The organism is Methylobacterium sp. GC_Met_3 (assembly GCF_026540775.1).
In the GTDB taxonomy this organism is placed as follows: Bacteria; Pseudomonadota; Alphaproteobacteria; order Rhizobiales; family Beijerinckiaceae; genus Methylobacterium.
This window is the reverse complement of sequence record NZ_JALNUL010000003.1, coordinates 108,155-121,461: the sequence shown is the minus strand read 5'-3', so window position 1 is coordinate 121,461 and position 13,307 is coordinate 108,155. Positions and strand designations below refer to the sequence as shown.

12 protein-coding genes are annotated in these 13,307 nt (G+C 68.7%); 8 read left to right on the top strand and 4 right to left on the bottom strand.

Annotated features, from left to right (window positions below; all coding sequences use genetic code 11):
* Positions 1-2: 2 nt before the first annotated feature.
* Positions 3-566 carry a TetR/AcrR family transcriptional regulator gene (locus tag OXS27_RS06015; protein WP_243919563.1) on the bottom strand — a complete coding sequence of 188 codons (564 nt, stop codon included), beginning with the start codon at positions 564-566 and terminating at the stop codon, positions 3-5.
* Between the two features lie 98 nt (positions 567-664).
* On the opposite strand from OXS27_RS06015, the gene OXS27_RS06010 reads away from it, so the two are divergent.
* The 4 genes from OXS27_RS06010 to OXS27_RS05995 all read left to right on the top strand — a co-directional run bounded on the left by OXS27_RS06010 (position 665) and on the right by OXS27_RS05995 (position 6,372).
* A complete protein-coding gene (locus tag OXS27_RS06010) occupies positions 665-1,765 on the top strand; it encodes an efflux RND transporter periplasmic adaptor subunit (protein WP_267354983.1) in 1,101 nt (366 codons plus the stop codon).
* Complete coding sequence (locus tag OXS27_RS06005) at positions 1,765-2,865, top strand: efflux RND transporter periplasmic adaptor subunit (protein ID WP_243919553.1); 1,101 nt, start codon at positions 1,765-1,767, stop codon at positions 2,863-2,865. Before OXS27_RS06010 ends, OXS27_RS06005 begins: the two co-directional genes overlap by 1 nt.
* 123 nt (positions 2,866-2,988) lie before the next feature.
* Entirely contained in the window at positions 2,989-6,063 is a 3,075-nt protein-coding gene (locus OXS27_RS06000) for an efflux RND transporter permease subunit (RefSeq protein ID WP_267354981.1), read from the top strand.
* An 87-nt stretch (positions 6,064-6,150) separates the two neighbouring features.
* Positions 6,151-6,372 (top strand): hypothetical protein, encoded by a 222-nt coding sequence (locus OXS27_RS05995; RefSeq protein ID WP_243919552.1) that lies wholly within the window; start codon positions 6,151-6,153, stop codon positions 6,370-6,372.
* A gap of 6 nt (positions 6,373-6,378) precedes the next feature.
* On the opposite strand, the gene OXS27_RS05990 is transcribed toward OXS27_RS05995, so the two are convergent.
* Positions 6,379-6,756 (bottom strand): 4a-hydroxytetrahydrobiopterin dehydratase, encoded by a 378-nt coding sequence (locus tag OXS27_RS05990; RefSeq protein ID WP_243919550.1) that lies wholly within the window; start codon positions 6,754-6,756, stop codon positions 6,379-6,381.
* A 183-nt stretch (positions 6,757-6,939) separates the two neighbouring features.
* Here OXS27_RS05990 and OXS27_RS05985 point away from each other — a divergent pair, with 183 nt between their 5' ends.
* Genes OXS27_RS05985 through OXS27_RS05975 form a run of 3 tightly spaced genes read left to right on the top strand, consistent with a single transcriptional unit; the run spans position 6,940 to position 9,427 of the window.
* Positions 6,940-7,923, top strand: a complete 984-nt coding sequence (locus OXS27_RS05985) for an ABC transporter substrate-binding protein (protein ID WP_243919548.1) — start codon at positions 6,940-6,942, stop codon at positions 7,921-7,923.
* Positions 7,924-7,974: 51 nt separating this feature from the next.
* Complete coding sequence (locus OXS27_RS05980; RefSeq protein WP_243919546.1) at positions 7,975-8,712, top strand: ABC transporter permease subunit; 738 nt, start codon at positions 7,975-7,977, stop codon at positions 8,710-8,712.
* A complete protein-coding gene (locus OXS27_RS05975; protein ID WP_267355316.1) occupies positions 8,693-9,427 on the top strand; it encodes an ATP-binding cassette domain-containing protein in 735 nt (244 codons plus the stop codon). The genes OXS27_RS05980 and OXS27_RS05975 overlap by 20 nt, the downstream gene beginning before the upstream one ends.
* An 11-nt stretch (positions 9,428-9,438) precedes the next feature.
* Here OXS27_RS05975 and OXS27_RS05970 read toward each other — a convergent pair whose 3' ends face one another.
* Together OXS27_RS05970 and OXS27_RS05965 are read right to left on the bottom strand one after the other, a co-directional pair.
* The gene (locus tag OXS27_RS05970) at positions 9,439-11,370 is read right to left on the bottom strand and encodes a hypothetical protein (RefSeq protein ID WP_267354977.1); all 1,932 of its coding nucleotides are present in this window, start codon (positions 11,368-11,370) and stop codon (positions 9,439-9,441) included.
* A 153-nt stretch (positions 11,371-11,523) separates the two neighbouring features.
* On the bottom strand, positions 11,524-11,850 hold the full coding sequence (locus OXS27_RS05965) for an iron-sulfur cluster assembly accessory protein (protein WP_243919543.1): 327 nt from the start codon (positions 11,848-11,850) through the stop codon (positions 11,524-11,526).
* Positions 11,851-12,001: 151 nt separating this feature from the next.
* On the opposite strand from OXS27_RS05965, the gene OXS27_RS05960 reads away from it, so the two are divergent.
* Positions 12,002-13,249, top strand: coding sequence for a deoxyguanosinetriphosphate triphosphohydrolase (locus tag OXS27_RS05960; RefSeq protein ID WP_267354975.1), 1,248 nt, complete (start codon positions 12,002-12,004; stop codon positions 13,247-13,249).
* Positions 13,250-13,307: the final 58 nt, after the last annotated feature.

Here is a 13,307-nt window from a genome sequence, read left to right as displayed (position 1 = left end):
GATCAGGTCTCCGAGCGGCCGGCGATGCGCTCCAAGGCGGCGACCATCGGCTGAAGCTCCGTTTCGCCGAGCTGGTGGAAGCCCAGCGCCCGCCCGATGAACAACCCGAGGATCGCGAAGAACAGCACGGAGCCCTCGCCGGGGCAGGCGCCCTCGATCCGGCTGAGGCGGCCGAGCTGATCCGCCACGAAGGCCCGGTAATCGTTCAGCGCCTCCGGGGAGTCGAGGGAAGCCAGCAGCAGCGCGCGGGAGGACTCGTCGTCCACGCAATAATGCCCCCGCACATGCGCCACCATCGCCTTCGGAAGCTGTGACGGGCCGGGCGGGATCGCCGCCTCGCAGGCGGCGATCTCCTCGCGCAGCCGGGCCAGCTCCCGGGCAACCAGCGCGGCGATCAAGGCATCCTTCGAAGCGTAGTGGTGCAGCACGCCGCCCTTGCTCAGCCCCGCCTCGGCCGCGACGGCGTCGATCGTCAGCGCCCGCGCGCTGCCCTTCAGAAGAACGGCAGCGGCCGCTTCGAGGATGATCTCGGGCCGGTCCGCCAATCGCTTGCGCTTGCCCTGCATCGAACACCTGCCTTAAAAACCGACTGGACGGTATGTAACGAGTCGGCTAGATACGCGCCACGGCATTTTCACGAGTCCGGCCCGGGGTGGTCGACCGCATGACTTCATCTACCGATCGGGTCGTTGTCCGACTGCTCTTCGCAATAACCGCGCTCGGCGCCGTCGGGTGCGCTCGTGCGGAGTCCGGTGCCGCCGACGAGCCTGCGCTGGCGCGGGTCCGGACCGTCGAAGCCCGAAAGACGCCGATCGCCTCGGAGGCGGTCCTGACCGGCGACATCCAGCCCCAGGCGCAGGTCAACGTGGCGTTCCGCACGAACGGAAAGGTCGCCGAGCGGCGGGTGGAAGTCGGCGATCATGTCGAGGCCGATCAGGTTCTGGCCGTGCTGGAGCCGCTCACCCAGAAAGCGAACCTCGACAACGCCAAGGCCGCGCTCGCTTCGGCGGAGGCGCTGCAGACGCAGGCGAAGATGTCCTTCGAGCGCCAGAAACAGCTCCTCGCGGGCGGCTTCACCACGCGCTCGACCTACGACAACGCCGAGCAGGAATTGCGGACGACCCAAGCCGCCGTCGATTCGGCACGGGCCGCCCTCGGCACCGCGCAGGAGCAGTTCTCGTACACCGAGCTGCGCGCCGGGGTCGCCGGTATCGTGACCAGCCGGAGTTTCGAGGTCGGTCAGGTGGTCCAATCGGGCCAGACCGTTCTGGTGCTCGCGCAGGACGGCCCGCGGGACGCGGTGTTCAACGTCTACGAATCGCTGCTGGCCCATCCGCCCGCCGACGGCACGATCGCGGTGGCGTTGCAATCCGATCCGGCCGTCACGGCGACCGGGACGGTCCGCGAGGTTTCGCCGACCGTTGACGCCAAGAGCGGCACGGTCCGGGTCAAGATCGGCCTTCGGACGACGCCGACCGCCATGGGGCTCGGCGCTGTCGTGGTCGGGCGTGGCCGGTTCGCACCGCGCGAGTCGGTGGTGCTGCCCTGGTCTGCACTCTACCGCTACGACGGCCGTCCGTCTGTGTGGATCTTCGACCCGGCCAAGCGGACCGTCTCGATCCGGCCGGTCGAGATCGACCATTTCGGGCCCGACATCATCGCGCTGAAGCGGGGCGTCGAGCCGGGCGAGCGCGTGGTCGTGGCCGGCATCCAGTTCCTGCGGCCCGGCCAACACGTGGCCGCCGCTGAGATCGCGGGTCCGTGATGCGCGCTTACATCGTTACCATGACCGCTGCCCTCGCCGTGCTGGGCGGCTGTACCGATCACGGCGACACGGCCGAATCCGCGGAGGCTGCGGCCCCCGTGCGGCCCGTGCTGACCCAGGTCGCGCGTCCGAGCGACACGGTCACCCTCGGACCGTTCGCCGGGACCATCGAGCCGCGCTATCAGGCGCAGCTCGGCTTCCAGATCCCCGGCCGGATGGTCGGGCGCGACGTCACGGTCGGCGACATCGTCAAGAAGGGTCAGCGCCTCGCCGCACTCGACACCATCGTGTCGCGGTTCGACCTGACCCGTGCCGAGGCCGACCTCGCCGACGCCCGCGCCCAGGCCGAGAACGCGGACGCCGCCGAGGGCCGGACGCGCCGCCTCATGACCGGCAACAGCGTCTCGCAGGCCACCCTCGATCAGGCGGTCGCCCGGCGGGACACCGCGCGGGCGCGGGTCGATCAGGCGCTGGCGAGCCTCCAGAAGGCCCGGGACCAGATGGGCTACACCGAGCTCAAGGCCGAGTTCGACGGCGTCGTCACGCAGCGCCTCGCCGAGATCGGGCAGGTTCTGAGCGCAGGCCAGGGCGTGGTGACCGTAGCCCGGCCGGATGTGCGCGAGGCCGTGGTCGACATTCCGGAAGCCTATGTCGGCGCGCTGCCGCCGGATTGCCGCTTCACCGTCGCACTCCAGAGCGCCCCGGACCTAACCACGACCGGCCGGGTGCGCGAGGTCGCGCCGCTCGCCGAGGCCGGGACGCGCTCGAAACGGATCCGCATCGCGTTGGACAATCCCGGCCCCGCCTTCCGCCTCGGCGCAACCATCGACGTCGCGCTCGCCAGCAAGGTCCGCCCGCGCTTCCTGCTACCGCCCTCGGCGCTGCTGGAGGAGGGCGACCGCCGCTCGGTCTGGGTGGTCGCGCAGGACGGCAAGTCGGTGACGCGGCGCGACGTGACGGTGGCGGCGGAGCGCGACCGGGCGGAGCCGGGCCGGATCGCGATCATCGATGGTCTGAAGGCGGGCGACCGGGTCGTGGTCGCCGGTGTCCACTCGCTCAAGGATGGCCAGCCGGTGTGGCTGACGGATGACGCGGTCTAGGTCGCCCTCCGTCGAAGTCGATACCGGTTCGGCGGAAAAGGGCACGCAGATACAAAGGCTTGGAGCTGGGTTCGATTGCAACGCGATCGGATACCGCTCGAAGCCGGCGGCACGGGGTTTCGCGTGAAAAGCTTCAATCTGTCCGATTGGGCGCTCGGGCACCGCTCGTTCGTCTGGTTCCTGATGTTCGTCGCGCTGATCGCGGGCGTGATGGCCTATACCCGCCTCGGCCGGGAGGAGGATCCGCCCTTCACGATCAAGACCATGGTGGTGCAGACCACATGGCCGGGCGCGACCATCAAGGAAACCCTCGATCAGGTCACCGACCGGGTCGAGAAGGAACTGCAGCAGCTCAACGGGCTGGACTATGTCCGCAGCTACACGACGCCGGGTTTCTCCACGGTGTTCGTGCAGTTCCGCGACACCCTGAAGAAGAACGAGATCCAGCCGGCCTTCTATCAGGTGCGCAAGCGCCTCGGCGACATCAAGGGACAGTTCCCGGAGGGTGTGCAGGGGCCGTTCTTCAACGATGAGTTCGGCGACGTCTACGGCAATATCTACGCCTTCACGGCCGACGGGCTGACCTACCGGCAGCTGCGCGACTACGTCGAGGGGGTGCGCACCGAAGTGCTGCGCGTGCCCGATATCGGCAAGACCCAGCTGATCGGCACCCAGGGCGAGACGATCTTCCTCGACTTCTCGACCCGCAAGCTCGCCGGCTACGGCATCGATTTCTCGGCCCTGATCAAGGCCCTCCAGGCGCAGAACGCTGTCTCGGCCTCGGGCGTGGTCCAGGCCGGGCCGGAGCGCGTCTCGCTGCGGGTCAGCGGCTCCTTCGCGTCGGAGGCCGCCCTTCAGGACTTCAATCTGCGGGTGAACGACCGCTTCTTCCGCCTCGCCGACATCGCCGAGATCAGCCGCGGCTACGAGGACCCGCCCACCGCCCTGTTCCGGGTGGACGGCAAGCCGGCGATCGGGCTGGCCATCGCGATGCGGCCCGGCGCCAACCTGCTCCATTTCGGCGAGGCGCTGAAGGAGCGGATGCGCCTGATCGAGGCGAAGCTGCCGGTCGGCGTCGGCGTCCATCTCGTGTCGGACCAACCCAAGCAGGTTGAGCACGCGGTCGGCGGCTTCACCGAGGCGCTGGTCGAAGCCATCGTCATCGTGCTTGCGGTGAGCTTCGTCAGTCTCGGCGTGCGGGCCGGATTGGTGGTCTCGGTGTCGATCCCCCTCGTCCTGGCGATCGTGTTCGTGGTCATGCAGATCATGGACGTCACGCTGCAGCGGATCTCGCTCGGCGCGCTGATCATCGCGCTGGGTCTCCTGGTCGACGACGCCATGATCACTGTCGAGATGATGGTGGCGCGTCTGGAACGCGGCGACACGCTCCTGAAGGCCGCAACCTTCGCCTACACCTCGACGGCCTTCCCGATGCTGACCGGGACCCTCGTCACAGTGGCGGGCTTCCTGCCGATCGGCTTCAACGGCTCGGGGGCGGGCGAGTACACCTACTCGCTGTTCGTGGTCCTCGCCGCCTCGCTGCTGGTCTCATGGGTGGTCGCGGTGCTGTTCGCGCCGCTCATCGGCGTGACGCTCCTTCCCAAGACCATGAAGCACCACAGCGAGAAGGACGGGCTGTACACGCGGCTGTTCACGGCGGCGCTCCGGGTCGCGATGCGCTGGCACTGGACCACGGTCGTGCTCTGCCTCGCCGTCATGGGATTGGCGATCGTCGGGATGGGGCACGTGCAGCAGCAGTTCTTCCCATCCTCGGATCGCTCCGAGGTGCTGGTGGATCTGACCCTTCCGCAGAACGCGACGATCGCCGAGACGCGGGCGCAGATGGACCGCTTCGAGGCCAAGCTCAAGGATGATTCGGATGTGACGACCTGGTCGTCCTATGTCGGGCAGGGCGCGGTGCGCTTCTACCTGCCGCTCGATCAGCAATTGTCGAACGCATTCTTCGGGCAGATCGTCATCGTCACGAAGTCCCTGGAGGTGCGCGACCGCGTGATGGGCCGCCTTCAGGACATCGCCCTGCGCGACTTCGTCGGGACCGACGTGCTGGTGCAGCCGCTCAGCCTCGGGCCGCCCGTCGGCCGACCGGTCCAGTACCGACTCAGCGGTCCCAATATGGAGACCGTGCGCCACCTCGCCCTCGACCTCGCCAACGTGGTCGGAAGCGATCAGCGCCTCGACGTGCCGACCTTCGATTGGAACGAGCCCGGCAAGGTCCTGCGGATCGAGATCCTGCAGGACAAGGCGCGCCAGCTCGGCGTGTCGAGCCAGGACGTGGCCGGCATCCTGAACGGCATCGAGGGCGGGCAGACGATCACGCAGGTGCGCGATTCGATCTATCTCGTGAATGTGGTCGGGCGCGCCGGGGCCGCCGAGCGTTCCTCGCTCGATACGTTGCAATCGCTGCAGGTCGGACTCTCGAACGGGACCGTGGTCCCGCTCCTCGCCTTCGCGCGGATCGGCTATGACCTGGAACAGCCGATCGTCTGGCGGCGCGACCGGCTGCCCACCGTGACGGTCCGCGCCACGATCCGCGGCGCAACCCAGCCCGCCACCATCGTGGCCGGCCTCCAGCCGGGTATCGACGCCTTCGCGAAGGCGCTGCCCGAGGGCTACTTCCTCCAGACCGGCGGCGCCGTCGAGGAATCCGCCAAGGGGCAGGGCCCGATCGCGGCGGTCGTGCCGGTGATGCTGCTCGCCATGGCGCTGCTGCTGATGATCCAGCTCCAGAGCGTCGGCCGGATGCTGCTCGTCTTCACGGTGGCGCCGCTGGGCCTCATCGGCGTGGTGCCGGCGCTGCTGCTGTTCGACAAGCCAATGGGCTTCGTCGCCATTCTGGGCATCCTGGCGCTGATCGGCATCATCATCCGCAACGCCGTCATTCTGGTGAGCCAGATCGAGGAATTCCGCGACGAAGGCGTGGAGCCGTGGGATGCCGTCTTCGAGGCGACCCACCACCGGATGCGTCCGATCCTGCTCACGGCCGCGGCGGCGAGCCTGGGCCTGATCCCGATCGCCCGCGAGGTGTTCTGGGGGCCCATGGCCTACGCGATGATCGGCGGCATCCTGGCCGCCACCGTCCTGACGCTCCTGTTCCTGCCGGCCCTGTACGTCAGCTGCTACCGCCTCCGGCCAACGGCCGGGAATCCAGCCCGCGCGTCCGTCGCCCTGAAAACGTGATCGCGTTTTCACAGGCTCGGACGCGCGAACCGGCAACCAATCGGCGCGCTGCGCATAGGGTCGGATCGAACGAGGAGTCCGATCCGTATGAACGCGTTCATCGCCGTGGTTCTGGTCTGCGCCAACGGCCTGGCCCAGGAAGCCTGCTCGGACGACCAAGCCCTTGAGGTCCGCAAGATCCGGGTCGCCAACGAACTCGGCTGCGCAACTGGCTGGCAGGAGATCATCGCCCGCACCGAGCGGCGCGACGAGATTGGCAAGAGCGCCTACCTCAAGACCGAGTGCCGCCGGGTGAAGGAGCCGCAGTAAGGCCCGCTACTTCTCGTACTTGATGTAGGCGAAGCGCGGATCGGTCGGCGTGCCGTCGAGCCCCTGGCCCTCCAGGCCGGGCTGCCAGGACACGACCTCCTCGATCTTCCTGGCCAGTGCGAAGTCCTTGTCGGTGATGCCCTTGGCGGCGTGGTTCATCAGCCGCACCTCGACCCAAGCGTAGGACGCCGTGAGGTCGGGATGATGCCATGCGGCCTCCGCCAGATGGCCGACCGTATTGATCACCATCAGCGTGCTCTTCCACCCGGAGGTCTTGTAGGTGCGGCGAATCCACCCGTCCTCAAGGCGCCACGCGGGCAGCTCGGCCTTGAGCCGCGCCTCCACGGTCGCCTCGTCCAGCACGCCCTCTCGCTGCTCGCTCATGTGCCGCCCCTTCCTCATTCGATCACCGCAGGGTGCCGCCGCATCGGTCCGGGCGCAAGCGTATCGCGCGCGGTGGACGCGGCGGCGTGCGGGCCCTATGACCATTTTCCAATGGCGCCGGGACAAGTCCGCACCCCAGTCTGCCGCACCTGAAGACTGCAAAAGACCAAGGGAGAAGGCGTGATGCTGTCACGGCGCGCGATGCTCGCCGGGGGCCTGCTGGGCGGCCTCGGCCTTCGGGCGGCGCGGGCCGACACGCCGGTGGTCCGCCTCGGAAGCCTGCCCTTCGGTACCTCGACCTGGGAGGCGGCGGTGATCAAGGCCCGCGGCCTCGACGCGGCCAACGGTTTTCAGCTCGACGCCGTCAAGCTCGCCGGGAACGACGCCGCGCGGATCAGCTTCATCGGCGGGCAGGTCGACACGATCGTCGGCGACCTGCTCTGGGCGGCACGCCTCGGCAATGACGGGCAGGCGGTGCGCTTCATCCCCTATTCGACATCGGAGGGCGCCGTGATGGTGCCAACCGACAGCCCGATCAAGAGCCTGAAGGATCTCGACGGCAAGCGTCTCGGCGTGGCGGGCGGCCCCCTGGACAAGAACTGGCTGCTGCTGAGAGCCCAGGCCAAGGATGTCGCCGGCATCGATCTGGAGCGCGCGGCCGAGATCGCCTACGGCGCGCCGCCGCTGATCACGCTGAAGCTGGAGCAGGGCGCGCTCGACGCGGCCCTGACCTACTGGACCTACTGCGCGCGCCTCGAAGCCAAGGCGTTCCGCCGCCTGATCGGCGCCGAGGACATCATGCACGCACTCGGTGTCCCGGGCGACGTGGCGCTGATCGGCTACCTCTTCCCGGACGCGACCGTGAAGGAGAAGCCGGACGCGGTTGCGGGCTTCTACCGCGCGTCCCGCGCCGCCAAGGACATGCTGGCACAGGATCCCTCAGCATGGGAGATCGTGCGGCCGCTGATGGCTGCGGAGAACGACGCAACGTTCGAGGCGTTGAAGCGCGACTTCCTGGCCGGTATCCCGCGCCGCACCGTGGCGGAGGAGCGTGCCGATGCCGAGAAGCTTTACGCCGTGATGTCGCGGCTCGGCGGGGAACGCCTCGTCGGCAAGGGCAACGGCCTGCCGCCGGACCTCTACTACGACAACGGCCGCAATGGCTGAGACGTCCGCCCCCCGGGGAAAGGCGAAGCACCGCCGGGTCGCCGGATTCGCATGGGCGCGCTGACCCGGATCGCGTCCCTGGTAGTGCTCATCGGTGCGTGGCAGGCGATTGCGCTGGAAGCGCATTCGCGCCTGTTGCCGGCGCCGATGGCGGTTCTGAGCTTCATCGGGCAGGAAGCCGCGCGGGGTGATCTCGCCCATAATGTCGGCGTCACGCTGCTGCGCGTCGCGATCTCCTTCGCCATCGCGATGGTGCTCGGCGTCGCGTTGGGGGTCGCGCTCGGCCGCTCGAAGGCCGCAGACCTGACCCTCGACACGCCGCTCCTCGTGCTCCTCAACACGCCGGCCCTCGTCATCACGGTGCTGGCCTATGTCTGGGTCGGCCTGACCGAGACGGCCGCCATTCTGGCGGTGGTGCTCAACAAGCTGCCCAATGTCGCGGTGATCGTGCGCGAAGGGGCCCGCAATCTCGATCCCGGCCTCGACGAGATGGCCCGGGCCTATCGGCTCGACCGCCGAACCTGGGCCCGCGACGTCCTGATCCCGCAGCTCCAGCCCTACATGGTCACCGCGGCGCGGTCGGGGCTGTCGCTCGCCTGGAAGATCGTGCTGGTGGTCGAATTGCTCGGCCGGCCGGACGGTGTCGGCTTCGCGATCAACTACTACTTCGTCCAGAGCACCGACGTGGCCGCGATCATCGGCTACAGCCTCGTCTTCATGGCGGTGATGATCGGCATCGATGTCCTCCTCCTCCAGCGGCTCGAAGCCTATGTCCGTCGCTGGCGCTGAGCCTGTCCTGCAGGTTGCGATCGATTCGAAATGGTATCGGTCGCGCGGCGCCGAACCGGTCGAGGCCGTGCGCAACCTCGCCTTCGGCATCGCGGCAGGCGAGATCGTCTGCCTGATCGGCCCGTCCGGCGCCGGCAAGACCACGACTTTGCGCATCCTCCTCGGCCTCGATACGGCCTTCGAGGGCCGGGTCTCCGGGGCCGAGCAGGCCGGCATCGTGTTCCAGGAGCCGCGTTTGCTGCCCTGGCGCAGCGTCGAGCACAACGTGCGTCTTGGCCTTCCCCGGGCCCGAAGGGGCCGCGACCTCGACGCTCTGTTCGCGCGGCTCGGGCTCACTCCTTGGCGAAGCAGCTACCCGAAGGCGCTCTCGCTCGGGATGCAGCGGCGCGTGGCGCTCGCCCGGGCACTCGCCGCCGGGCCGCTCGTGCTGGTGCTGGACGAGCCGTTCGTCTCGCTCGACGACGCCGCCGCCGCCGAGCTGCGCGGGCTGGTGGTCGACACCGTCGATGAGACGGGCATGAGCGTCTTGATGGTAACCCACAACGTCGCCGAGGCGATCGGGATCGCCGACCGTCTGCTCCTCGTCTCGCGCCGGCCAGCGAGCCTGATTGCAGACGTGCCGCTCGACCGGCCGCGCCAGGCACGGGATCGGTCCTGGGCCGAGACAACCCGGGCGACGCTCGCGGCGCGGTACCCGGGAATCATCGCGCTCTGAGAGCCTGACCGTCAGTTCGCCCTGGCGTCGACATCCAAGCGATCGAGCACGAGGGCGGGCGAGCGCGCGGCGCCGAGGTCGATGAAGCCGATGCCCGCAGGCTCCTTGGCCTTGGCGTGCAGAACCAGCTTGCCGGGCTTCATCACGAACTGACCCATCGCGGCCCCGATCGCCTTGGCGGCGGGGCCGTTGCCGAGGATGATCGGAACCCCAAGCAGGCTGGCGGTGACGTATTCCTTGCGCAGCTCATCCGGCTTGAGGCTCAGGTCCTTCGCCTGCGCGGTCAGGAAGCGCTCGAACAGGCCGGCATTCTCGACCGTGAGATCGAGGTTCTTCGCGCTCCCCGAGAACATGAGCAGGGTCGCCGCCGGAAGCGTCCCCGAGAGAAGCTCCGGCCCGATGCCGCCGAGCGTTCCCGACAGGCGGATGGTGCCGATCTCGCGCCCCGAAACCGTGATGTCGCGCACCAGCAGATCACGCGCCTTCGCATCGACCGACGCGTCGGCGACGACGTCGAGGTCGACGTCACGGTAGCCGTAGGCCGGAAGCATTCCGACGATCGGCTGACCGGCCAGCAGATCCGCGGGCAGGCTCAGGCCGGACAGGGTCAGACGGCTGCTGCTCGGCACGCCATCGCTGGGCGGACCGACGGCGAGCATTGCCTCTCGCAGAGCGACCCGGCGACCCGTCGGCGGTACGACCGTGACCGCAAGGGGATCGCCGACCCGCGGCTCCGACGCCTTCGGATCCGCAGGCTTCCCCGCGTTGAGCCGGGCCGCCTCGGGGCCGGGCCCGCGCGGCGGAACCCGTCCATCCCGTTGGGGCGCATGGTCGAGTGTAGCCTCCGGCGGGAGTTCGATCGCCAGGTCCTTCAAGGTCAAATTGCCGATCTGCGGCGTCAGGCGGCGCATCTCGGTGTCGGAGAAACCAGCCCGGGCTGCCGGTTCCCCGGCGATGCCCTGCAGCGCAGCCACCGTGGGAGCCAGCGAGGCACCGGTCAGCGTCAGGCGGGCCAGCTGCGTGCGCAGGCTGCCCCGCGACAGGGACAGATCCTCCAGCCGCGTGCCGGCCTCCGGCCCCTCGGACGCATAGGCGACCCGGCGGATCTCGAACAGCAACGGCCCCTTCGGATCGGCATCGCTGACGCTGAGGCCCTGCATCTCCAGGCTCCCCACCGTGGTCGCCTCAATCAAATCGGCAGCCGAGGCTGCGACGGCACGGCGATCGACGCCATCCTGGACTCCCCCGGCCACGATGGCGAAGGCGCCGTTCCAGCCATCGGGGATCTGTCGGCCGCCCAGATCGCGCCCGTTCAGGCTCGCGATCTTCACGGTGGTCCCACGCGCATCCGCGTAGGTCACATCCGCGACTTGAATGGTTCCATAGACCCGCTGGATCGGGCCCTTGCCATCCCCGGCGACGGTGTAGAGCCGGCTGAGCGCCGCGAGGTCGAGATCCGTGGCGCGCAACTGACCGTAGGTTCCGGAACCGCGGTTCGGCCCGGAGACAACACTGACGGTCGCACCCGCGGCCGTCAGCTCACCGACGCGGCCGGCCCGGACATCCCGGGCGACGACGTCGCGGTAGGTCACGGTCTGGCGGTTGTCCCCCGGCCCGGCATTCTCGGAGGTGAGCACCGGAACCGTCAGGCTGCCGGCATCGAGCCGCGCCAAGCGCTCGCTCCACGGGACCGCCGAGTCCGAGCGCAGGATCGCGGCCAGCTCATCCTTCGAAAGGCGCGTTCCGCTCGCCGTCAGCTTCGGCGCCTTGAGGAGCGTGCCGCCGAGGGGCAGGACGACATCGGTCACCGTCACGTCCTGAACCGCGGCGGCGCCCTCCTGCGCGGCGAGCGGCATTGGAAGGACGACAAGGCCGAGCAGCGCCGAGGCGCCGGCCGCCACCAAGGCCGACCAGACGGAGGATCGGGCCTTCGGATGGATCATGACAGGGTCCGGACCAAAGCGTTCACGCGAGTCCGACAGGCCTGACGCGTTTTGCCAGGCGAGGCAATCGCGCCCGTCGGATCACTGCGCCGAGCCCAGACGGGTGTCGCAAGCCGGCAACGGCCGGGGCCTCAGATCCCCGGGTCGGCACGTTCACAAAGAGAAGGACGTGCCGCAGCCGCAGGACGCCGTAGCGAGCGGATTCTCGATCTTGAAGGACTGGCCGATCAGGTCGTTCACGAAGTCGATCGTCGAGCCGCTCATGTATTCCAGCGACACCGGATCGACCACCACGGTGGCACCGTTGCGCTCGATCGCGAAGTCCTGGGCCTCGCGGCTCCGGACGATGTCGAAGGCATAGGAAAAGCCCGAGCAGCCGCCGCCGTTGACGCTGATCCGCAGCGACGAGCCGGCGGGCTCGGCGACCATGATCTCGTTGATGCGCTTGGCGGCGCGATCGGTCAGGGTGATATCAGCCATTGGTCTCACGGCCACGCAATCGTTCGGTGGACGCCGCCGGAATGTTGTCCCGGGCGTCATCGCAGACAAGATATGGATCCTGAGCCTGCGCCGCAACGCGTTGGACGAGGAGAGAGCATGACCAGTTTGCGCGAGACAGCGGACGCGTTCCGTGCGGCCTAACGGCGAGCGCTGGCGCGCACCCTACGCGACGGATCCGGCTCGGACCCGGGGTCGGCTGATCCCGGAGGCCGGCTCGCCGACGCGCAGCGACTTCCAACGCGACCGGGACAGGATCATTCACTCGACCGCGTTCCGGCGCCTGAAGCACAAGACGCAGGTCTTCGTGCATCACGAGGGCGACCATTACCGGACCCGGTTGACCCATACCCTGGAGGTCAGCCAGATCGGCCGGGCTTTGGCGCGGGCGCTGGGGCTCGATGAGGATCTCGCGGAGGCGCTGGCGCTGAGTCACGACCTCGGCCACACCTGCTTCGGTCACACCGGCGAGGACGCCCTCGATGCCTGCATGGCCGGCCATGGCGGCTTCGACCACAATGCGCAGGCCCTACGGATCGTGACGCGCCTGGAGCGGCGCTACGCGGGGTTCGACGGGCTCAACCTCGCCTGGGAGACGCTGGAGGGACTGGTCAAGCACAACGGCCCGCTGCTCGACCCCGAGGGCAGGCCGACGCCGCGCTACAGAGAGCACGGCATTCCCGCTGCAATCCTCGAATACGACGCCCTGAATCCCCTCGACCTGTGGAGTCAGGCTGGTCCGGAAGCGCAAGCCGCGTCGCTCGCCGACGATATCGCCTATGCGGCCCATGATCTCGATGACGGCCTGCGGGCCGGGCTGTTCGAGATCCCGGAGCTGCAAGGCGTCCCCTTCCTGGCCGACCTGCTAGGAGAGATCGACCGGCTTCATCCCGGCCTGGAGCCGTCCCGCAAGATTCACGAGCTGGCGCGACGCGTGATCACCCGTTTCGTGGAGGATGTGATCCGCGAGGGCAGCCGCCGGATCGCGGCGCTCGACCCGCGCAGCGTCGAGGACATCCGCAGGGCCGGCGAACCGGTGATCGCATTCTCGTCCGAGATCGCCGCGGCCGACGCCGACATCATGCGCTTCCTGTGGGGGCGGATGTACCGACATCCCGGCGTCGTGGCCGTGCGCAAGAAAGCCGACGCCATCGTCCGCGACCTGTTCGCGGCATTCACGACCGATCCGTCCCGCATGCCCGAAGAATGGAGCGCCGGCCTCGCCGATGCCTCGACCGCCCGGATCGGCCGCCGGGTCGCCGATTACATCGCCGGCATGACCGATACCTATGCGGTGCTCGCCCATCGCAAGCTCTACGACGCGACACCGGATCTGCATTGGGAATTGCCAAGCCGGGGCTTACCGCTCGCTGAGCCCTGATGGATTTGGTGCGGGCGCGGCACAGCTATTCAGGGCAGCCCATCGTCACGGACGTGGG